Below are 22,915 nucleotides of genomic sequence, written 5' to 3' on the forward strand. Positions count from 1 at the left end.
AGCTCAACTACCTTGCTGTGGCGCCGGCTTCGACTCAATTAATGCTGCCGCACTCAACGAACTCGCCACCGAAAGTCCCACCGCAATCCACAACACCACCCCATACGCTCCAACGAACGATTCACCGATCAGCCGCTGCACCCGCACATCTTCGCTCCGCGCAGCCGCCAGCTTCGCCCTCTGAGCTTCCACCGCCTGGCGCTCCGCCGCACGCAGTCCCAACCCATCCAGCCCCCGCTCCAGCCGTCCATAAAAGACAGTCGAAAACACCAGCCCCATCGCCGCAATCGCCAGCAATCCTGCCACGCGAGACACCGCATTATTGATCCCCGAAGCCACACCCGCCCGGCTCTGATCGATCGAATTCATCACCGTGGTCGTCAGCGGCGCAACACTCACGGCCATCCCCAACCCCAGCACAATCACAGCCGGAAACACCGTCACCCAGTAAGACCCACCCACCCCAACCCGATGAAGCAGGCCAAACCCCACGCCAGCAATCAACGGCCCAACAATCAGCGGCATCCTGGCACCATACTTCGCAACCAACCCACCCGACCACCGAGACAACAAGAACACCAGCAAAATCAACGGAAGCAATGCCCCGCCAGCCTCCGTAGCCGAATAGTGCTGAACCTGTATCAGATTCAACGGCAAAAAGAAAAGCACCCCACTCAGTGCACCATACAAAAACAAAGTCATCAGATTCGCACCGCTGAACGTCCGCGACCGAAACAAACCCAGCGGCAACATTGGCGCCTCAGATCGCGACTCCACCGCAAAGAACAGCGCAAGCGCCGCCACGCCAATAACGCCAGCACCCAGCGCACGCCCGCTACCCCGCCCAGCCTCGATCAGGCCAAATATAATCCCGCACAGTCCCACGGTAGCCAGCACCGCACCCCACCCGTCAAGCCTCTGGACCATCTTCTCGTCGCGACTCTCCGGCACCCGCGCCAAAGAAATCAACACCACTAAACCAGCCAACGGTAGGTTGATAAAGAACGCCCACCGCCACGAGAGATGATCGATCAACCACCCGCCCAGCACCGGCCCCACCGCCATCGTTATCGCCGTAAACCCAGACCACGTCCCTATGGCTCGCCCGCGCTCCTCTTCGCAGAACGACGAGCTGATCAACGCCAGACTCCCCGGCACAAGCAATGCCCCACCTACTCCCTGTAGACCCCGGGCCACAATCAATGCACGGATGTCAGAAGCAAATCCACACCACGCCGAGGCCCCTGCAAACAGCACGACTCCGACCACGAAAATCTTCCGCCGCCCGTACAGATCACCCAGCGATCCCCCCACCAGCAATAGCGCCGCCAGAAACAAAGCATAGGCCTCGACCACCCATTGCACATCGGTCACAGTAGCGTTCAAAGACCGCTGTAAAGCCGATAGAGCAACGTTCACTACTGTCCCGTCGATAAAGACCATACTCGAACCAAGAATCGTAGCGGTAAGAACCCATACCCCTCGCCGCGTCTGGCCCGGTGCACCGGGCACACTACGCATCACGCCTTCTTCACAAGGCAAATTCGGCATTGTTCTTCACCGCCGCCGATGATACCAGTAACAATGTCCGGGGCGCCGATGCGAATCTCCCCGTAAATCTCACTGCCGGCGGCCTCTCGCTGATCCTCGTCCAAAGTCTGTTACTTGTGCAGCACCGAGACTTACAGCTACCGTTAATCATGAACTGCAAGAAGATACTCCTCCCCCTCATTCTGCTCACAGCTCTCACTCCGAGCCTCAACGCGCAAGCAAAACTCGCGATCTACGGAACGGTGGGCGGCGAGAAGACCGAAGTCGCAAACGAAGGCTGGACCACCGCCGGAACCTTTGGCCTCTACTACGGAATCTTCAAGGCAGGACCCATCGCGATCTCCGTCGACGCCCGCGGAGATCTCTCCGACAATATCAATAGCGGCCTCTTCGGCCCACGCGTCGCACTTCACCTTCCCCTGTTTCCCCTCAAACCTTACGTCGAAATCCTTGGCGGGTTCTCCTCCTACAGCAGCACAAACAACGGCGCGAAAGACACCACTAGCGCGAACTACCGCTGGGTAGGCGGCGTCGACACCACCATCCTCCCTCACCTCGACTGGCGCATTGCTGACTACAGCTATAGCCCCGCCGGTATCTCCCAACAAGGCGTCACTCGCCATCCGCAAAGCCTCACCACCGGCCTCGTCATCCGCTTCTAGCCATAATCGGAGATCGTCGCGATACCATACCCGATAGATGATCTCCGTTCTCATCCTCACCCGCAACGAGCAGCGCGATCTTCCCGACTGCCTCGCCTCTGTCTCCTGGTCCGATGACATCCACGTCTTCGATTCCCACTCCACCGACAACACCGTGGAGATCGCCAAAGCTGCCGGCGCCCAGGTCCACACTCGTACCTTCGACGACTACGCCACTCACCGTAACGCTGCCCTCACCAGCATCAAGTTCAAGCACCCCTGGGTCTTCCTCCCTGACGCCGACGAGCGCCCCACCGCAGATCTATCCCGCGAGATGCAGCAGATCGCTCTTGCCGCACCCGATCAGACCGCAGCGTTTCGTGTGCGCCGCCGCGACTTCCTCTTCGACACCTGGCTCCAGCACGCCCAGATCTCGCCTTTCTACATCCGCCTCGTCCGCCCCGAGCGCGCACGCTACACCCGCGCCATCAACGAGGTCCTCGAGATCAACGGCCCCGTCGCCCAACTGAGCTATCCGCTCGATCACTTCCCATTCTCCAAAGGCATCGCTCGTTGGGTCGAGAAGCACAATCTCTACTCAACCATGGAAGCCGAGTTAATCGTCCGCAATCAGGGCCTGCAAGACCCATCTCTCGTCACAGCCCTCCGCGACCCTGACTTCCACACCCGCCGCCTCCACCAGAAGGCCATCTTCTACCGCCTTCCCGGTCGGCCTCTCATCAAGTGGCTCTACATGGTCTTCCTTCGCGGCGCCATCCTCGACGGTGCCGCCGGCCTAACTTACGCCACCCTGCAGGCCTTCTACGAGTACCTCATCGTCCTCAAGACCAAAGAGCTTCGTCGCGGCGGCGCATGAGTTCACACATCAGGATGATGTACCCGGAAGATCAACGAAGCATTCGTTCCACCAAAACCGAACGAGTTCGACATCGCATACTCCATCGGAGCACTGATTGCTCGATCCCTCACCAGTCCAAACTGACACACCTCATCGAGATCTTCGATGTTCGTTGTCGGCGGAGCGATCTGGTCTCGTAAAGCCAACACGGTAATCCCTGCCTCAAGGCTGCCCGCCCCACCCAGCAGATGTCCCGTCATCGACTTCGTGGAACTCACCAGAAGGTCCTTCGCGTGATCGCCAAACGTCTCCCCGATCGCACTCGCCTCCGCTCTGTCTCCCAGCGGAGTCGACGTAGCGTGTGCATTCAGATACTGAATCGCACTCGGCTCGAGACCAGCGTCCTTGAGCGCCAACTGCATCACCCGGCGAACTCCACGCCCATCCTCCGGCGGAGCATTCGTATGAAACGCATCCGAGTTCGCCGCATACCCCACGATCTCGGCCAGTATGGTGGCTCCCCGCTTCAGCGCGTGCTCTCGCTCCTCAAGTACAAGAATTCCCGCGCCCTCTCCCACAACAAACCCGTCGCGCCCGCGATCCCAGGGCCGCGAAGCCCGCGCAGGATCATCATTTCGTGTCGACAGAGCCCGCATCGCGCTAAACCCTCCTACCGACAGCGGAGTAACAGCTGCTTCGCTCCCGCCGCAGATCATCGCATCCGCATCGCCCCGTTGAATAATTCGAAACGCCTCGCCCACTCCATGCGCTCCCGTCGTGCACGCAGTCGCACAAGTTATATTCGGCCCCGTCGCTCCATACCGTATCGAGATCTGTCCGGCCGCCAGATTTGCGATCGTCGCCGTAATAAAGAACGGCGAGATCCTATCCGGCCCGCTGCTCTCAAGTTTCGTATGCTCGCGCTCGATCACCTCAAATGCGCCAATCCCACTCCCTACATACACGCCGACGCGCTCCGCATCTTCCGCAGACATATCCAACCTCGACTGCTCCATCGCGAACTGCGCCGCCGCCATCGCAAACTGGATGAAGCGTCCCATCTTCTTCACATCCTTGCGATCGACGAAGTTCTCTGGCGCAAAACCCTTAACCTCTCCAGCAAACTGGCAGCTGTACTTCTCTGCATCAAAGAGTGAAATCCTGTCGATTCCGGAATCTCCCCGCTGCAACGCGACCCAGCTCTCCTCAGTGCCAATTCCCACCGGGCTCACTAGTCCAACCCCCGTCACGACGACGCGAAACTGTTCTCTCATCTTCGAAGCCACGTAATTCCCTCGTTTTGCCGCACTCACTTGTCGTCACAAAATCACCCGCAGTCGATGAAACCCGCCCTGCGAATATTCGGCTTACATGATAATCATAATTTATTTTCGTAGAGTAGCGTTACTACGCCGGCGGCCAGATCGCTCAGCCAACTCCCTGGCTTCAGCACACGATGAGATTCGTTCGGACCTCTCGAAGTTACAAATCTCCTGACTGAATCGCTAATCCAAACCCCTCAAATCCACTCAATCTCATTGCGTGATATCTCAAAAAAATTCTTGCAATATTCTCGAAATCCATTTAGGGTTGGCTCACTCTTTCTTAATTTGCCGTTTTCGCCACACTTCTAGCAGCCGTTTGGCCCTTGGAACATAGTGACGTACTCGCAGCATCCCGCTGCGACGCAGGCTTGTTGTTTAAAACGACCTCAAAAAAAATCGCTCCAAAGCGATCAGGGAGATTCTTTGTCTTTTTCGGAGGTTCAAATGCATAGGTCGTCAGTAAGACCCTTACAGGCTGTGCTCTACAGTCTCGCCGCCATTCTGCTAACCATCCTGGGATCATCCGTTGCAAACGCACAAACCTTCCGCGGCGGTATCAATGGAACCGTAACTGACCGCACAGGGGCCGCCATCGCCAATGCAACCGTCGTCGCCGTTCAAACCGACACGGACATCAAGCACACAACCACAAGCTCAAGCGGCGGAGAATTTCTCTTCCAGGATCTTCCCCTCGGCAGCTACAGCGTCACGGTTAGCTTCTCCGGCTTCCAAACCGTCAAGACCGACAAGATCTCCGTACAAGCCGGAGTTATTTTCACTCTTCCCGTCTCTCTTCCACTATCGAGTTCGGCCACAACGGTAGAAGTTGATGCAGCTGCCGTTGCCCTCGATACAACGACCACCACACAGACGACCGTATTGGACGCCAAGGTAGTGTCAGACCTTCCACTCAACGGGCGCGACTTTACCCAGATGATCTCCCTTACCCCGGGCTATGCCGGGTACAGCGGCGGCGGCTTCGGCTCACTCAACGGAACACGCGCCAACCAGATGAACTGGCAGATTGACGGCGTCGACAATAACGACCTCTGGCACAACATTCCTGCCGTCAACCAGGGCGGCGTCTCCGGCATCGCCGGTATCATTCTCCCACTCGATGCGGTCGATCAATTCTCCGCACAGACTCAGTCCGGTCCCGAAGGCGGCCGTAACCCAGGCGGCACCGTGAACCTCACCTTGCGTTCCGGCACCAACCAGCTTCACGGCACCGCTTACTACTTCAATCGCAACGAACTCTTCGGAGCCAAGAGCCCCTTCTCTCCGACCAAGCAGAAAGTTCGCAACTATAACACTGGCTTCTCTGTAGGCGGACCATTCCTCAAAGACAAGCTATTCGGTTTCGCTACCTTTGAACATCAACGCTTTGTCATCGGCCAATCTGGAACCGCAACCGAGCCCTCCGTAGGTTGGCAGGCTCAGGCCGCGGCAGTCCTTGCCCAGAATGGGCTTGCGGTAAACCCGCTCATGGTAAACGTCCTCAACAGACTATGGGGAACCAGCACCCTCGCCCAAGATACCGTAGGTACAGTTAACAACTTCCATTCCAGTGACCCAGAGTTCGGGTACAGTTGGAACGGTCTCGGAAAGGTCGACTATCGCCTCAGCGACAAGGACAACCTAAGCGCCCACTGGTTTGTCGGTCAAGGCAGTCAGGTTGCGCCTGTTGGCTCCCAGCTCCTCGATTATTACGAAGTCGCACCAATACACGTACAGAACATCGCCATCGTCTACAACCGCGTGATCTCCTCCAGCATCTCCAACCAGATCCTCGCCGGAGTCAACTACTTCAATCAGGTCTTCAACGACAACGAGACCGGCCAGGATGTTCAAAGCCTTGGCTTCATCACCGGCGCCATCTTCCCGAACGCTCCAAACATTACGATTGGCAGGCCCGCGACCACAGGTGGCGGCACAACTGCCGCAAGCAGCAACTTCGATCCCGTCGGCCTCACACCTCCTGAGGGTCGCAACGACATCACTGGCCACCTCACCGATCAACTCTCCTGGACCAAAGGCAAGCACCAGATGCGCTTCGGTGGAGAGTATCGTCAGGCTCAACTCGACGAGTTTTATCATCGCCATGCCACAGGCTCTTTCACCTTCGACGGAACTCAAACCACAGCGGTCGCTACTGCCAGAAACGGAGGCGTTGCACCAACGCCCAGTCCCGACGGTCTGGACGGATATCGCTACTCTCTCGCGGACTTTCTCGCCGGAACAACATCGGCCGCCAACATTACCATCGGAGATCCAGAGCGTCAGGTCTTCGTAAACACTTGGTTCCTCAACGCCGGGGATTCGTGGCAACTCTCGCCAAAGCTGAACGTTAACTACGGCATTCGATACGACTACGAAGGCCCGCTTCATAACTCGTACCAGGATATGTCGGTCTTCCGTCCAGGACTGACCGCCACCAACGGTCTCGCCTTCCAGGGGGCCGAGATCGACTCTCTTTACTCCAAGTACTACAAGAACTTCAGCCCCCGCGTCGGCTTCAGCTACGCTCTCGACTCCAACACCGTCATCCGTGCCGGCTACGGATGGTACGCTGACACTCCAAACCTGAACCCCTTCCTCGACAACCGTCCCGGTAATGCCGCTCCAAACGGCGTTGAGGGTAATCCAGGCGGTCCAGCCCCTGTCTACTCAGTCGCGGCTGCTAATGGAGGATCGAACACCACCATCGTGCAGGGCGTTCCAATCTTTCCCTCCTCAGTCGGATATCCCTGTGCGGCAACCTCACCCTGCGGCGTCTTCTCTGTAAACCCCAACTTTCGGCCGTCCTATAACGAAAACTACAGTTTCAATATTGAGCACACTCTGGCCCCCAGCGTAATCTTCCAGCTAGGCTACGTCGGATCGTCAGCACGTCATCTCCTTAGCCTTCTCGACATCAACCAGGCAGTACCTGGCGTCTACAATGCCGATATTGACCGCCAAGTAACGCGCCCCTTCTACAACCTCTATCCGCAATACGGCAACATCAACCAGATCGAAAGCATCGGAACCGCAAATTACAACTCGCTTCAGGCACAAATCCGTATCACCAACTGGCATCACTTCTCAACACAAACCATCTACACCTGGTCTCACGCTCTTGACGAAGTCACCGCTTACCGCGGCGCACTCCCTCAGGACAGCACCAACTTCAAAGGGGACTATGGCAACTCAGACTTCGATACACGGAATACCTTCGTCAGCTTCGTGAGCTACGAAGTTCCTGGATCGCAGCATCTGAAGGGCCTCACAGGCGGCTGGCAGGTCAACAGCCTGCTTACCTTCCACGGGGGCCAGCCGTTCACCGTTCACTCCTCAGGTGACATCAGCGGAACCAATGAAGGCAACGATCGCGCAGTTCAAATTGCTCCGGCACACGCGGGCTATCAAGGCCAGTCAACCACCGCGAACTGGATCGACCTCAGCGCGTTCCAAAATGCTGCTCTAGGCACCTTCGGCACCGTTCACCGCAACTCCTTCTACGCCCCCGGATATAGTGATGTCGATCTCTCCGTCTTCAAAAACACGAGGATTGGCGAGCGACTTACCATCCAGTTGCGCGCGGAGATGTTCAACCTCTTCAACCGTAACAACTTCGCTCCGCCTTCCCCTGCAGTTGGGGGCAGCTCGCAACTCAGCGACACCATCGGCGATTTCAACGGAGCACCTGGTATCGGAGCCGGCGAAGCCTTCAACACTCAATTCGGTGGAAAGATCATTTTCTAACCCAAACCGGCAGCAAAAAGCCCCATCCGCAGAACATTGCAGGATGGGGCTTTTTCATGTCCGGCTATTGCCATCTACAGAGGCCATCTCCACTCACGAATCTCCTTACTGTCGATGCCGTTCTCATGCGCATAGTTCACCGCTTCAATAATCTGCCCCTTCAACCACTCCTTCGTATGCGCCGCCGTCAACTGTAGCCGCGGCACTCGATCGATCACATCAATAGCCAGATCGAATCGATCGATCTGATTCAAGATTGCGAGCTCAAGCGGAGTGTTGATATTCCCCTTCTCCTTGTACCCACGCACATGAAAGTTTTTGTGGTTGGTCCGCTTGTACGTCAATTTATGGACCAACGAAGCATACGCATGAAAATTAAAGATCACCGGCTTATTCTTCGTAAACAGGCCATCGAACTCCCTCTCCGAAAGCCCATGCGGATGCTCGGTATCCGGCATCAACCGGAACAGATCCACAACATTCACAAACCGAATCTTCACATCCGAACAGTGCTCTCGCAGAATCGCCACAGCCGCCAACGCTTCCTCTGTCGGGATATCTCCCGCGCAAGCCATCACTACGTCTGGCTCATCTCCTGCATCGTTACTCGCGAAATCCCATATGCCGATTCCCTTCGTGCAATGCTTTATCGCATTATCCATATTGAGATATTGCATATGCGGCGCTTTATCCGCGACGATCACATTCACGTAGTTCGAGCTGCGCAGACAATGATCCCCCACGCTTAACAAACAGTTAGCATCAGGCGGCAGATAGATTCTAGTAATCTCTGGGCTCTTATTTGTCACAACGTCCAGAAATCCCGGATCCTGGTGCGTAAATCCGTTATGGTCCTGCCGCCACACCAGCGAAGTAATCAGCAAGTTGATCGACGAAATCGGAGCCCTCCACCTCAACTCCAGCTTGCTCTTCTCCAACCACTTCGCATGCTGGTTGAACATCGAATCGATGATGTGCACAAACGATTCATACGACGAGAAGAATCCATGCCGCCCCGTCAGCACATAGCCTTCGAACCATCCCTCGAGCGTGTGCTCGCTCAAAATCTCCATCACGCGGCCATCGCGTGCGAGATCTCCGCCATCCGCATCCTCTGGCAGCAGCTTCGCCATCCACGTCTTTCCGCTGGCCTCATAAATAGCCTGCAGCTTATTTGAAGCCGTCTCATCCGGCCCGAAGACGCGAAAGCTCGTCATATTCATCTTCATCGCATCGCGCAAAAAGTGTGCCAGCACATCAGTCGGCGAAACCTCGATCTGCCCAGGTTTCTCCACCTTCACCGCGTAGTCCCGAAAATCCGGCAGCTCCATAGGCTTCCGTAGCAAACCCCCATTCGCATGTGGATTCGCAGTAATCCTCCGCTTTCCTACCGGCGCCATCTCTCTCAACTCAGCGATCAGCTTGCCCGATTCATCAAACAACTCCTCAGGCTTATAACTCTTCATCCACTTCTCAACCAGCTTCAAGTGTTTCGGATTCGTCACCGGATCCAAAATCGGCATCTGGTGCGCTCGCCACGATCCCTCCAGCTTGTGTCCATCAATCTCCTTCGGGCAAGTCCATCCCTTGGGCGAGCGCAGAACAATCATCGGCCACCGCGGCCGCTCCGGCTCTGTTCCCTTAGGAGCACTCCGCGCCTTTTTCTGAATCGCGCGAATCTCCTTCACGCAATCCTCCATCACTCCAGCCATCAGCTGATGCATCGTCGCCGGATCATCTCCTTCGACAACATGCGGCTCCCAGCCAAATCCCTTGAACATCCACTCCAGTTCTTCAGGCGTAATACGCGCCAACACCGTAGGATTAGCTATTTTGTAACCATTTAGGTGCAGTATTGGCAGTACCGCACCATCCCGCACCGGATTCAGAAACTTATTCGAGTGCCACGAGGTCGCCAGCGGCCCAGTCTCCGCCTCTCCGTCCCCAACGACCACAGTCACAATCAGGTCGGGGTTATCAAAAGCGGCACCAAACCCATGCGACAAGCTGTATCCCAACTCTCCGCCTTCGTGAATCGATCCCGGCGTCTCCGGCGTACAGTGACTACCAATCCCACCCGGAAACGAAAACTGCTTGAAGAACTTCAGCATTCCCGCAACGTCTTCGCTCTTATCCGGATATACCTCCGAATAAACGCCCTCCAGGTAACTGTTCGACAGTGTCGCCGGTGCCCCATGCCCCGGCCCTGACAGATAAATCAAATCCAAATCGTACTTCTTTATCAGACGATTTAAATGCACCCACACAAACGTCTGTCCCGGATCAGATCCCCAATGCCCTAGCAGCCGGTTCTTGATATGCTCTGCCTTCAACGGCTCCCGCAACAGCGGATTCGCCCGCAGATACAACATCCCAACACAAAGGTAGTTACACGCCCGCCAGTAAGCGTCCATCTTCTGTAGTTCACCAGCCGAAAGCGGCTTACCGCCCTGACCCTTATCCTTGGCCAATTCTTTAGACGTGCTGCTCATAAAAAGCTCCTTGAATCGGAATTCACTAGGTTGGAAAGAGAAAAATAAATTTGTAACTTACATGGAACTAATTGTTAGATCCCGCCAGCTCGTGTACGTGCATCGCTATCATCCAATCCTCTTTCGTCGGCACAACAAGCACCGCCGTTATAGAGTCTGATGCACTTACGACCCGCGCGGCGTCGCTCCCGGCTTCGTTCAACTCAGAATTAATCGAGATCCCTAAGCCCCGCATTCCTGCAACAATCTCTTCCCTCGATCGGGCATCATGCTCCCCGATGCCACCCGCAAATACAACCGCATCAATCCCGCCCATCAATGCAGTAAAGCTGCCCAGCGCTTTCTTTACACTTCGAGTAAAGATCTCCGTGGCAAGCCGGGCCCGCGCATCGCCCTTGGCCGCAGCCTCGCGAACAGCCTTCATATCGTTCGGCAGCCCCGAGAGAGCCACCATCCCCGCGTCATGATTCAGCATCTTCTCCAGCGCGCCCACCTGATTGCCCGTCGTCTCTCGCAGCAGATAAAGCACCAGCCCCGGATCGAGATCTCCCGGCCGCGTCCCCATCACCACGCCGCCCGTTGGTGTCAGCCCCATCGTCGTATCGATCGAACATCCATCGACCAACGCCGTCACGCTGCATCCACTCCCCAGGTGCGCAATCACCATTCGCTTCGGGAACGAAATCATCTCCTCCGCTCGCAGACTCTGCACAATCGACTCACAACTCAGGCCATGAAACCCATACCGACGAACTCCTCGCTCCCGATATTCCAGCGGAATCGGATACGTCGTAGCCTCCTCTGGCATCGTCTGGTGAAATACGGTATCGAAGCAAGCGTAGTGCGGCACACTCGGAAACTTCGCCATCGTATCTTTGATCACTTCAATCACCGCGGGATCATGCAGCGGCGCAAAAACCACCGCCTCCTCAAGATCCTTCAGCACCTCATCGGTGATCCTCTGATGTCGGTCCAGCTTCGCCCCCGGATGCACGACCCGATATCCAACCGCATCAACCCTCGGCAGATCTTTCTGACACACCGCCCCAACAACCAGCCCGATCGCCTGAAGCGGCGTCTTCGCCTCTACCTCGCTACGTCCACCGCTCAAATCCCGCCCACCCGCGTCGCGAAATTTGAAGGCCCCCTTCGTTCCGCCTATCCCGGTCACCTCTCCCTCAAACAATGACCGAGCCTCATCTTCCCCAGCCTCAAAAAGGGAGAACTTTATCGACGAAGATCCGCTGTTGATAACGAGTACGTGCACAGCACCTCACTCTATTGCTACGGTACACTGGGAACCGCAACCACCCGTAAATTCCCCGTAAAACCTTATTCATCCTGTCGATCGCTTCTCAACCCCGCAACTGCAGCGAAGCCGCAGCGGTCAACGCCAGCACTAGCGACACCATCGCGGAGGCCAGGATCCACTGCCTTCATGTGCAACTTCGAGCGATCAGGCAATCAGCATGAATCGTTGCAAATCGTTGACAAGATACTGACAAAACAGCACAGTCCCGGACGTAGGGTTGGTATATCGGAGGTTCGGCATGATGCTCCTAACCCGACATGATGCCCCATCAATCTGATGGCACAGAGGATTTCATCACCAGATACCTTTGACGATGCCTCGCATCCAAGCCACCCTACGCTCACGTACAGAATCCTGTTCTTTCTTCTTCTTGCGGGCCCGCCGAAGTTTCGACTGCGAGACGCCACTGACTCGTTGTCGTACACGCTTGACTGGGTCATCCTGCTTCAGGTGATCGTCTGGGGAGTAGCAGGTTGCTGGTTATTCCTCGACACTTCGTATCAGACCAAACCCCAAGCAACCGCTCAGTTCCGTCTTTCCAATCTACAGATACTAAGCATCATCCTGATTGGTCTCTTGGGAGTGTCCGTATTCTTCTCCGAGGCACCGGTTTTTTCAGCGTTCAAAGTGTATCAACTCGGCGTAATGGTCGCATTCATCATGCGTTTCACTGGCAGGTTTGGAATCGCAGAGACTCTGCATAACCTGTTCCTCGGATGCGGTATTTTGACGATTGCGGACATAGCGGCAGCATTTCTAATGCCTGACCTGGTCTTCGTCCAATCCGACTTTGAATCGACACGTTTCCGAGGCGACCTGATTGCACAAACTGGCACCGTGTCCGTCATCGGCTTAATTCTATTGCTGACCATCAAGAGTGACTTGCCTCGAAAAAAATTCATCTTCTGGGCGATCATCTTTGGCGGTGTACTTGTCTTTTCCTTGACGCGTACAAGCTACTTAATATTGTTGGCATTCCTGATACTTGCCGTTCTCAGACGTCCACCAATCCCCGTGCTTCGAAAGACCGCTACGTTGGCTCTTTTAACTCTGCCTTTTATAGCTGACAGCCTCATTACAGCCTTGAATGCTCAACGCAAGATCGAGGATCTTTTGACCATTAGCGGACGTCTCGAGCTCTGGACACACTTGATCGAAATTACTGTCGAAAAGGGACCGTGGTTAGGATTGGGGTACGTCGCCGTGTCCAGGATCTACGGGCCCGAGATCAATCCAGGGTTGGGCACCGCCCATTCGGCGTTTATCGAAATATATTCTGGTGGTGGCCTTGTGAGCCTGGTCGCCTTCCTGTTGATTTGGGCAGTTCTGGGTTGGGGAATATTCAAGTTGTATCTCAGCCGTCCCGGAAAAACTGGCTTCGCCGTCGTCGGATTATTCTGTGCCGCGCTCTTTCTCAATGCGGTCGGCGGAGAGCTCCAGGCTGAACCGGCAGGCTTCTGCTTTTGGTGTGTCGTCGCGGCAGCCGTATATCTCCCGTTTGAGAATCTGTCTCCAGTTGCTGCAACTCTCCGTTCTCCACTTCTAACAACGGACGCCCAACGACTTCAAGAATCGTAAGGAGTCATCCATATTTCAAAACATTCCGCGCTTTCGCCAACCTATCCGGCCCGTCGAGACAGTAATCCCATAGGAGTCCGCAGTTGTTCAACTTTCGCAACCGCCCTCCTCGAGACAACAACATGACGCACTCCATAAGACACTCCATCCGCTCCGTAGTTGAAGCCACCGGCCATCAGATTCGGAAGACTGACGTCTACAGCTCACAAAAACTCCGCTATCGCCGCCTCTTCTCTCTTCTCAACCTCAACCTCATACTCGACGTAGGCGCCAACGCCGGCCAATTCGCGCAGCTCTGCCGCACCGTCGACTACCGCGGCAAAATCCTCTCCTTCGAACCGAGCAGCACCGCATATCAAAAACTCCAAACGGCCGCCGCATCCGATCCCCTCTGGACAGTAGCCGGCATCGCCCTCGGTGCCACCACCGGCGAAACCGAGATCAACGTCTCTGCCGACTCCTTCTGCAGCTCCCTCCTCCCCATGCTCGACTCGCACCTCTCCGCCGCGCCACGCTCCGGCTATCTCCACAAAGAAAAAGTCCTCATCCGCCGCCTCGACGACGTCCTCCCTCCCCCCGCATTCAAAAGCCGCACTCTCCTCAAACTCGACGTACAGGGATTCGAGCTTCAGGTCCTCACCGGAGCTCCCAGAATCCTCTCGCAGGCCCTCGCCGTGCAGCTGGAGATGTCCCTCCTCCCCCTCTACCAGGGCGAAACCCTCATGCCCGAGATGTCCGCTGCCATGTCCGACCACGGCTTCAATCTCTGGGACCTCGAGCCCTCTTTCCGCGACCCCACCACTGGCAGGCTCCTCCAGGTCGACGCCATCTTCGTCCGCAAGTCAGCCCTCGCAGAACACCTCCCCCAAAAGTCCCAGCCCTTCCCTGAGGCAGAATCGGTCGTCGCCATCTAAACTCATTCCATGTGTGGAATCGTTGGATACATCGGCCCTCAGTCTGTCGTCCCCGTCATCATTGAAGGCCTTCGCCGCCTCGAGTACCGCGGGTACGACTCCGCCGGCATCGCCGTAGCCGGAGGCCCCACCGGCCTCGCCCTCCGCCGCGCCCCCGGCAAGCTCCGCAACCTCGAAACCGTCATCCACGACTCCCCCATCGACGGCTCCTTCGGCATCGGCCATACCCGCTGGGCCACCCACGGCCGCCCCACCGAAGAGAACGCCCATCCGCACCGCGACGGCTCCGGCACCCTCGTCGTCGTCCACAACGGCATCGTCGAAAACTATCTCTCCCTCAAGAGCGCCCTCATCGCCAAAGGCCACAAGTTCGTCTCTGAAACCGACACTGAGATCATCGCCCACCTCATCGAGGACGAGCTAAACCTCGCCGCCGGCAAAAACCCAAATCCCACCGTCGCCGCGCCCGACGCCAACACCTCCGAAGCCGTCCTCACCCTCCCCCTCAACGGCTCCGCCCCCACCATCCCCCTCGAAGAAGCCGTCCGCCGCGCCGTCAAGCGCATCACCGGAGCCTTCGCCATCGGTGTCCTCTCCGCGCACGAGCCCAACAAGCTCGTCGCCGCCCGCATGGGCCCGCCTGCCGTCATCGGTATCGGCGACGGCGAGTTCTTCCTCGCCTCCGACGTCCCCGGCATCCTCCACCACACCCGCAACATCCACTTCCTCGCCGACGGCGAACTAGCCGTCCTCACCAAAGAAGGCGTGCACCTAACCGATTTCGACGCACAGCCGATCCCACTAAAAATCCAGCGCATCACCTGGGACCCCATCCAGGCCGAAAAGGCCGGCTACAAGCACTTCATGCTCAAAGAAATTAACGAGCAGCCCCGCGCCATCCGCGACACCACCCTCGGCCGCGTCTCCCTCGACACCGGAAAAGTCCACCTCACCGAGATGCACTTCTCCGACGCCGACTTCAAAAACGCCAGCCAGATCACCATCGCCGCCTGCGGAACCTCCTGGCACGCTGGCCTCGCCGGCAAGTTCATGATCGAGCGCCTCGCCCGCCTCCCCGTCGAAGTCGATTACGCCAGCGAGTACCGCTACCGCGACCCCATCGCCGACCCTCACGCCATCGGCCTCCTCATCACCCAGTCCGGCGAAACCGCCGACACCCTCGCCGCCCAGGCCGAGCTCGCCGCCAAAGGCAGCAAAACCCTCGCCATCTGCAACGTCGTCGGCGCCGCCATCACCCGCAAAGCCCAGGGCACCCTCACCACCAACGCCGGCCCCGAGATCGGCGTCGCCTCCACCAAGGCCTTCACCGCCCAGCTCACCGCCCTCTTCGTCCTCGCCCTCCATCTCGCCCAGGTACGCGGCACCATCTCCGACGCCGAATCCCTCCACCTCGTCAACGAGCTCAGCAAACTCCCCGGAAAAGTCGAAGACGTTCTACGCGCAGTCGACGACCAGTGCCACCAGCTCGCCAAATCCTTCCACACCGCCAACGACTTCCTCTTCCTCGGCCGCGGCATCCACTACCCCATCGCCCTCGAAGGCGCCCTCAAGCTCAAGGAGATCTCCTACATCCACGCCGAAGGCTACCCCGCCGGCGAGATGAAGCACGGCCCCAACGCCCTCATCGACGAGACCCTCCCCGTCGTCTGCATCGCCACCAAGGACCCCACCGATCCCTCGAGCGTCCTCAAGTACGAAAAAACCCTCAGCAACATACAAGAGGTCACCGCCCGCAGCGGCCGCGTTATCGCCATCGCCATCGAAGGCGACGAAGAGATCAAGCACCTGGTAGAGCACACCATCCAAATCCCCCAGGCCCCCGAACTCCTCCTACCCGTCTTAGAAGTAGTTCCCCTCCAACTCCTCGCCTACCACATAGCCGTCCGCCGAGGCTGCGACGTAGACCAACCCAGAAACTTAGCCAAGAGCGTCACCGTGGAGTAACGAGTAAAGTCTTCATTGTTCGTTCGAATTTTTTGTGCACATTTTGTAAACTCACCAGTAAAATCACATTCGATTCATCATGAAGATCGGAGATTATGATGGCGGGTGGCCCATACATAAAATCAAGCCACAACCTCGGGTGCCCCATTCATGCAGTCTCACCGCATGAGTGGGCATTCGTGCGAAAGCACGAACCGCTCTCCTCCCCCCCACGCTAAAATCCAAAGATGCCTCGAGGCCTCGAACGTCGCCAGAATACCGGCCAACTCCACTTCATCACCTTCAGTTGTCACCACCGTCTCCCCTATCTCCAGAACCCCGACCCCAAACACATCCTCGAACAAGTCATCGAACGAACCCGTAGCGCTCACAACCTCATCATCTACGCCTACGTCCTCATGCCCGAGCACGTTCATCTTCTCCTCAGCGAACCCGAAGACCGAATCCTCTCCTCCACCATCCGAGTTCTCAAAGGACAATCCTCAAAGCTCCTCAAAGGCTCCCGCGATCATTTCTGGCAGCCCCGTTACTACGACTTCAACGTCTTCACCACCGCAAAGTTCGTAGAGAAGGTCCGTTACATTCACCGCAACCCCGTCAGCCGCGGCCTCGCCACCAAACCCGAAGATTATCCGTGGAGCAGCTTCACCCACTACGCTGCCAACACTCCCACTCCAATCAAAATTGATCGCGGGTGGACTACCACCAAGACAGATGGCCAGATCTAACCTCGGGTGCCCCATTCATGCAGTCTCACCGCATGAGTGGGCATTCGTGCGAAAGCACGAACCGCTCTCCTCCCCTACCGCTAAAATCCAACCATGCCCTTAGGCTTAGAACGCGAGCCGAAGCTCCGGCGAAAGCCTATAATGCCATCCTCAACGATGAGTGTGCTCCACAAGTCAGTGGATTATGGTTCTTAAGGAGATACCGCATGAAAGCAGCAAGCACAGTAGCACTTGCCCTCGTTCTCGCCGTGTCCCCGATTCATGCGAAGGATAAATTTGCTCCGCTCCCAGCCAGCGTGTTAGCTGCAAAAACTGTATACATCGACAATCAAACGGGCCACGCACAGATTACAGACCGAGCCTACGATGAACTAACGAAGTGGGGGCGATTCCAAATCGTGAAGGACGCAAAGGGCGCCGATTTGGTCCTTCGGTTCACAGCAAACACCAAAGGCAGACCCACCCCACCAGGCAATGATATAGACATATCACCTACCCCGGTCGTTTTCTCTGTTCGCGACCAAAATGATAATGAACTCTTATCTATATCTAAGGATCAGCCGCTTCATAGTCAAACGCGCCTGGATATTGATGAACTAAAAAAGCGAATTGAACAACAAGAAAAAGGCAACTAGGCTTTGGCGGGTGGCCCACCCTCCCGCTTCCAACCACACACAAAAGCTCGGGTGCCCACCGCAACCCGGTCACCACCCGCGGCCTCGTCACGAAACCCGAAGACTACCGCTGGAGCAGCTTCAACCACTACGCCACCGGAGAATCAAGCCCCATCGAAATCGAGTCTCAATGGACTGCGAGCCTTCGCGAACGATCTAAACTCCTAAGCCACCCAGAATGAACCGCACTCCCAAAACGGGAAGCACCCGAAAATAAATCTCAAAAATCTGGCGCATTTTTTCACCCCGAAAAAGTGACTGCCAAAACACCACGTTCACCACGCATTCCACCACGTTCTCACCATCAAAAAACCACCTCAAAACATCTCTTTTTCACAAAATCCCCTGAAAAACACCACAACTCCCCACCACAAAAAAAATCTCCATCCCAGAGAAGTTTTCGAAGGGGGGTGGCCCATCCTAAAAATCCCAGTTCCAACTAGGGCGTGTTCACCCTAGCGAAGGGCTTCGACGATGAGGGCGAAGTTGAGGAATCCGAGGAAGACCAGACAATCAACTTCCAGGGTTTCACTCGGTCAGAAGACTAACTAAACGGAAGGCTACCCCTAATGGGGATAAAAGGGCGATGCACTCATTGAGTGATAAGGCGAGCATCACTTAACTAGTTTCGCCTGGTGAACTTACACACAACCTGCTTTCGGCAAATTGCCATGCGAGCCGGCCTAGAGATGATCACGTCAGCATGCAGGCCATTGGTGGTAGCTCGCCAATGAACATTTGGGTATCCGCTTACTTGTACTTCCGCTCAAGCGGTATGCCGACGCTTCGTTGGAGATCCTCCACCCATTCGCGTGGTTCCTGAATCAGTGCACGCATTGGTACGGCGCGAAGCACCCCGTCTCTTCTCCGATCGTGCAGCAGGTGGTCCCTGGCGGGCAGCACTTGCCGAGGCAGCAGGTCTGCGTTACCGGGCAGCATATCGTTTCGAAGGCTCCCCTGACGTAGGTCCGGCATGGCGCGAGTTCCCCAGAGCATGGCACACAAACGCCCTTCGCCGGATCGGTGCATTGCTGCCCCTCGGGACAGCAACGCTGTCCGCAGATCCTATCCTGAGGGCAGCACCCGGCGCCGGTGCAGAGGTCACCCGCCCCGCAGCATTGAGTTCTGATTCCGCTTCCGAACCCAGTCGCGAACGTCTCCCAAGTCTGGCAGCAAAGATTGAAGGGTGGACAGCATACGTGCCCGCACATGTGCGCGGGCCACTCGCAGCATTGGCCGTTGCGGCAGACCCCGGTGCAGCAGACAGCGTTGTCTCCCTCGCCGCAGAGCTGATTAGGAGAGCAGCACTGTCCGTGCATGCACACCTCGTTAGGCCCACAACAGAACTCGCCGCAAGCCGGCCCGTGATCGCGTGGGCAGCACAGCCCCGACGACGGATCGACGCACACTTCTCCAGGGGGACAGCACTGTGGAGTTCCCCACTCGTCGGGACAATAGTCTCCGGCGCCAGCGGGACAACACACTCCCTGTGAGTGGCTCGCGCACTTGGTTCCGGAGGGGCAACAAAAATCGCCGCATGCCGGCCCGCTTCCCACCGCACAACAGAGATCGCTCCCAGGGTCGGCGCATACCTGTCCCTCCGGACAGCAACGACCGCCGCAACAGAGCCTGCCGCCATCGCAGCACTCCGCCGTCCCGCCTCTCTGGCATCGCACCGGGCAGCACTTTCCCGGCGGATTGTCACAGACAGCGAGACAATCCGCGTCGTCGGAGAGGCACATCGCTCCGAGCACTCCGAAGCAGACCCCATAGAAAAATCCGCATGCGCTCGCTTCACTAGCCGCCTCCGCAATACAGGTGGTCTGCTTCTTACCGCATTCGTCCTCGCAATCGCTGCAACCTGGAAACGACGCCGGCACATAGTCGAGCATCTGGTCGAGCACCTGCTGTTCGGGAAAAAGAAAGCAGTCCAGCATCTCCCGCGAGGCCCGCTGGGAGATCTCCCGAATCTCCTCCCGTGTACGCCCGTCCAGCAATATCTGCGGGAGTCTTATCTCTGCGGCAAGACCCAGAGCATCCAGCACTGCCGCCGAATCCTCCAGGTGCTTTCCGTGAAGCAACCGTTTCGCCCTGGGGTCCAACGCGAAGGAGTGGCCATCCTCGAGCGTTGTCTCAGCTTTTTCACCACGGACTGTAACCTGCATGTGGGGAGCGCCCTGCACCTCGTGGCCGAACTCCACCCAGAGCTTCGACGCCTCACCAGGCATCGACGCCGTCTTCACCTGGAGGAGCCTTTCTCCATCCCTGCGAATCGTAGTCGATGCAGAGGTCGCACCGGTCTTCAGATCTCTGGAAGAGAGGACGTCATAGGTGAGATAGTGGCCCGACGAGGTCGCGGCTTGCGCGGAAAAGGTCTGGCTCAGCAGATCTTTCTCGCGCCACATGGTGCACGGGCCACGCTGCGCCACGCGTGCTTTTTCTCTTGAGGGCCGCGCGGGTCGCGCACGCACCACCTTCGCAACCGAAGGTGTTCCTCTGAAGTATTCCAAGCGTCCTATGCTCTTCGAAAGTCCGTCGAACCAGTGTGCCATTGGAACACTCCGATCGTGGAACGTTGAATGGTCGTAAGCGTTCGGTTGCCGTGTATACTACGCCAGCCATCGAATCGGACGCAACAAACTGCCTGCGCCAACGCGAAGCATTTCTTGCCTGCACGCTCACGACCGTGGCGGAACTGTCCCTATCGTTGGCCCCGGCCGAGGTTACATTCACCGCCTCTTGATGGATGGCGAGGAGAGTAGCGAATGGGCGCCTTGCTCTTGATTTGCAGACTGTTTCTCGCTCTCGTCTTCCTGATTGCGGGAGTTGCAAAGTTTGTCAGCAGACAATCCACCCGGGAGATGCTCGAAGACTTCGGCTTGCCCGACTCTCTCGTCCCTGTGTCGATCATCCTGCTGCCTCTGTCCGAGTTGTGCGTCGCCGTCGCCCTGTTCATCACTCCTTCGGCACGGTCCGGGGGCGTGGCCGCTCTGACCCTTCTAGGCGCCTTCTGTGTCGGCATAGGGGTCAATCTCCATTTCGGCCGCCGTCCTAGTTGCCAGTGCTTTGGCCAGCTGGGCTCCTCTCCCGTCAGCCGCTACACTATCTTCCGAAACCTTCTGCTCATGGCGTTGGCCGGCGTCGTCCTGTGGCGGCCCTCCGCTTATACTGCGCTCGCCTTACCGATTCAGCAGGCCGCCCTGCTGCTCGCGGTTTTCGGAATCTGCCTCGGCCTTTTCATTGTCTTCCTTCTTTTCCAACTCACTGCGCAGAATGGCCGTATCTTGCTCGCGTTCGAAGAACTCTCCTCACGCCAGCCTGGCACCGCTCTCAGCGGCGCAGCAACTTCCCGAGCCATCAACACGGGAGTAGGCCTACCCATCGGGTCGCGCGCCCCGAACTTTCAGCTTGCTGAACTCTCCGGCCGCCTTCGGACGCTTGCCGATCTTCTTCACGGTGGTTCCCCACTGCTGCTTACTTTTGTCGATCCCGGCTGCGGGCCCTGCCATGCGCTGTTGCCCTCGCTCGTGCGATGGCAGCACGAAGATCCCCGGCTGAGGTTCATCCTCATCTCCAGAGGCACCGCAGAGGAGAACCTCGAGAAGGTAGCCAACGCCCGCAACATCCCCGTCCTTCTTCAGGTTGACCGCGAAGTTCAGCAGGTCTACGAGGCCCTTGGCACTCCGAGCATGCTCCACGTTGCACCCGACGGCTCCATTGGCAGCGGAGTCGCCCAAGGTAGCGAACAGATCGGCGCCCTCGTCTCAGCACTGCGTTCTATGCCAAGCCCTGGCACTGCATCCGTGGCGCTTACACCACAAAGACTCACCACTCAAAGTTCACCCACTAACAGCGTGCCGCAGCCGGATTCTGGCCGAGTCCGCGCCTCTAATCACATCCCCGCCTCCAACCGCCCAAAGGTGATCCTGCAGCCCGGCGTTCCGCTCCCAGGTGAGCTTGCGCTCAAGCTAAATGAAGCTGGGGCCGACCTCGTCTCCTACCGGGGCAAATCTCTCTTGCTGCTCTTCTGGAGTTCTGCCTGCGGCTTCTGCCAAACCATGCTCCCCGACTTGAGACAGTGGGAGGCGACCCGCTCCCCCGGCGATCCCGAGTTGATTGTCATAGAGAGCGCCGCAGCGCCGCCCAGCAATGGAAATGAGCTCCACTTTCCCAGCATCTACGATGCCTCCTTTGAGCTGGGGCGCGCCTTTTCCATCGGCGGGACCCCCTCCGCGGTGCTGCTCTCATCTGACGGTACCGTAGCTGGCGAAATCGCCGTCGGCAGGAGCGCCATAATGAACCTGGTTTCGCGGCTCCAAGTCGCTGAATAGACCTTACTGCGCTTCGGCGGGTTACCGTGGCCTTCTGCAGTGCTGCATGAGGCACTCGACGTGCATTCTTGACTGGTCTGTCGCGCGTTGAGACGGTCCCTTGACACCATTGGGCCCGGCTCCGCGCGGGATGAAATGCGCGCCCCCCTCAGGGGCGGATCCGCGTAGCCCAAGTCGGTTGCTCCCGGTGAATCTCGGCGATTGGTAACAGTCTGATGCACTCATTGAGTGATAAGGCGATTTACCACTCATCGAGGCTAGATGTTTGACTTGGCCAAACTCAATCAACCCTGTAAGCGACCCCGTTGATCGCGCCGCCGTCGACCACCAGGATGAATTTCCGGCCCTGGTTCACCACGATGAAGTGGTAGCCAAGCGGAGGAAAGCCGGGCGCAACGTCGATCGAGGCCGATCCGGTGCAATCCGGATTGACGTTGTAGGTGCCGGTGCTCGGTCTCCACTCCTCGATGGGAGGCTGGCCGTTGAGAACGACGTGGTCGATCTCTGTGAGGGTGCCGTCTCCCCGAAAGTGAGCGAGAACTAGGGTCCGCAAGATGGCATCATTCACATCCGTCCTGTTGCCCTCAATCTGAATTCCATAGTCGCCAGTCAGTGTGCGGTTTGAACACTTTTTGTGCTGCCCTTCGTTGCGATCATCGAGGGCGCTTGAATGGTTTAACTGGCCAAGAGCAAAAGTGGCCGATGCCATGATGATGCCAACTGCAAATTTCCGTGTGATAGTGCTCAGTGGGGCTAAAGTCGAATTGTTTTTCATAGACCCTCCTTGGGAATGTGAGCCGC

Annotated in this window: 15 protein-coding genes; 9 read left to right on the forward strand and 6 right to left on the reverse strand. The window is 57.3% G+C overall.

Annotated elements, in window-relative coordinates:
• Positions 1–3: 3 nt before the first annotated feature.
• A complete protein-coding gene (locus RBB77_RS21070) occupies positions 4–1,521 on the reverse strand; it encodes an MFS transporter (protein ID WP_353063668.1) in 1,518 nt (505 codons plus the stop codon).
• Between the two features lie 29 nt (positions 1,522–1,550).
• On the opposite strand from RBB77_RS21070, the gene RBB77_RS21075 reads away from it, so the two are divergent.
• Positions 1,551–2,213, forward strand: a complete 663-nt coding sequence (locus RBB77_RS21075) for a hypothetical protein (RefSeq protein WP_353063669.1) — start codon at positions 1,551–1,553, stop codon at positions 2,211–2,213.
• A 37-nt stretch (positions 2,214–2,250) separates the two neighbouring features.
• Positions 2,251–3,069, forward strand: coding sequence for a glycosyltransferase family 2 protein (locus RBB77_RS21080; RefSeq protein ID WP_353063670.1), 819 nt, complete (start codon positions 2,251–2,253; stop codon positions 3,067–3,069).
• Between the two features lie 2 nt (positions 3,070–3,071).
• Here the strand turns inward: RBB77_RS21080 and fabF are convergent, their stop codons facing one another.
• Positions 3,072–4,325 (reverse strand): beta-ketoacyl-ACP synthase II, encoded by a 1,254-nt coding sequence (fabF, locus tag RBB77_RS21085; RefSeq protein WP_353067684.1) that lies wholly within the window; start codon positions 4,323–4,325, stop codon positions 3,072–3,074.
• A gap of 495 nt (positions 4,326–4,820) precedes the next feature.
• On the opposite strand from fabF, the gene RBB77_RS21090 reads away from it, so the two are divergent.
• The gene (locus RBB77_RS21090; RefSeq protein WP_353063671.1) at positions 4,821–8,120 is read left to right on the forward strand and encodes a TonB-dependent receptor; all 3,300 of its coding nucleotides are present in this window, start codon (positions 4,821–4,823) and stop codon (positions 8,118–8,120) included.
• A gap of 74 nt (positions 8,121–8,194) precedes the next feature.
• On the opposite strand, the gene RBB77_RS21095 is transcribed toward RBB77_RS21090, so the two are convergent.
• Both RBB77_RS21095 and RBB77_RS21100 read right to left on the reverse strand, forming a co-directional pair.
• Entirely contained in the window at positions 8,195–10,612 is a 2,418-nt protein-coding gene (locus tag RBB77_RS21095) for a phosphoketolase family protein (protein ID WP_353063672.1), read from the reverse strand.
• Positions 10,613–10,679: 67 nt separating this feature from the next.
• Complete coding sequence (locus tag RBB77_RS21100) at positions 10,680–11,879, reverse strand: acetate/propionate family kinase (RefSeq protein ID WP_353063673.1); 1,200 nt, start codon at positions 11,877–11,879, stop codon at positions 10,680–10,682.
• Positions 11,880–12,338: 459 nt separating this feature from the next.
• On the opposite strand from RBB77_RS21100, the gene RBB77_RS21105 reads away from it, so the two are divergent.
• From RBB77_RS21105 to RBB77_RS21125, 5 genes are all read left to right on the forward strand, one after another.
• Positions 12,339–13,502 (forward strand): O-antigen ligase family protein, encoded by a 1,164-nt coding sequence (locus RBB77_RS21105; RefSeq protein WP_353063674.1) that lies wholly within the window; start codon positions 12,339–12,341, stop codon positions 13,500–13,502.
• 122 nt (positions 13,503–13,624) lie between these two features.
• Entirely contained in the window at positions 13,625–14,416 is a 792-nt protein-coding gene (locus tag RBB77_RS21110) for an FkbM family methyltransferase (protein ID WP_353063675.1), read from the forward strand.
• A 9-nt stretch (positions 14,417–14,425) separates the two neighbouring features.
• Positions 14,426–16,381, forward strand: coding sequence for a glutamine--fructose-6-phosphate transaminase (isomerizing) (gene glmS / locus RBB77_RS21115; RefSeq protein WP_353063676.1), 1,956 nt, complete (start codon positions 14,426–14,428; stop codon positions 16,379–16,381).
• Between the two features lie 227 nt (positions 16,382–16,608).
• Positions 16,609–17,109, forward strand: coding sequence for an REP-associated tyrosine transposase (locus tag RBB77_RS21120; protein WP_353063677.1), 501 nt, complete (start codon positions 16,609–16,611; stop codon positions 17,107–17,109).
• Positions 17,110–17,315: 206 nt separating this feature from the next.
• Complete coding sequence (locus tag RBB77_RS21125) at positions 17,316–17,744, forward strand: hypothetical protein (protein WP_353063678.1); 429 nt, start codon at positions 17,316–17,318, stop codon at positions 17,742–17,744.
• A gap of 863 nt (positions 17,745–18,607) precedes the next feature.
• Here the strand turns inward: RBB77_RS21125 and RBB77_RS21130 are convergent.
• On the reverse strand, positions 18,608–20,335 hold the full coding sequence (locus RBB77_RS21130; RefSeq protein WP_353063679.1) for a hypothetical protein: 1,728 nt from the start codon (positions 20,333–20,335) through the stop codon (positions 18,608–18,610).
• A 213-nt stretch (positions 20,336–20,548) separates the two neighbouring features.
• On the opposite strand from RBB77_RS21130, the gene RBB77_RS21135 reads away from it, so the two are divergent.
• Positions 20,549–22,114 (forward strand): MauE/DoxX family redox-associated membrane protein, encoded by a 1,566-nt coding sequence (locus tag RBB77_RS21135; RefSeq protein ID WP_353063680.1) that lies wholly within the window; start codon positions 20,549–20,551, stop codon positions 22,112–22,114.
• Positions 22,115–22,394: 280 nt separating this feature from the next.
• Here the strand turns inward: RBB77_RS21135 and RBB77_RS21140 are convergent, their stop codons facing one another.
• On the reverse strand, positions 22,395–22,889 hold the full coding sequence (locus tag RBB77_RS21140; protein ID WP_353063681.1) for a hypothetical protein: 495 nt from the start codon (positions 22,887–22,889) through the stop codon (positions 22,395–22,397).
• Positions 22,890–22,915: the final 26 nt, after the last annotated feature.

It is taken from the genome of Tunturibacter psychrotolerans (genome assembly GCF_040359615.1).
GTDB lineage: Bacteria > Acidobacteriota > Terriglobia > Terriglobales > Acidobacteriaceae > Edaphobacter > Edaphobacter psychrotolerans.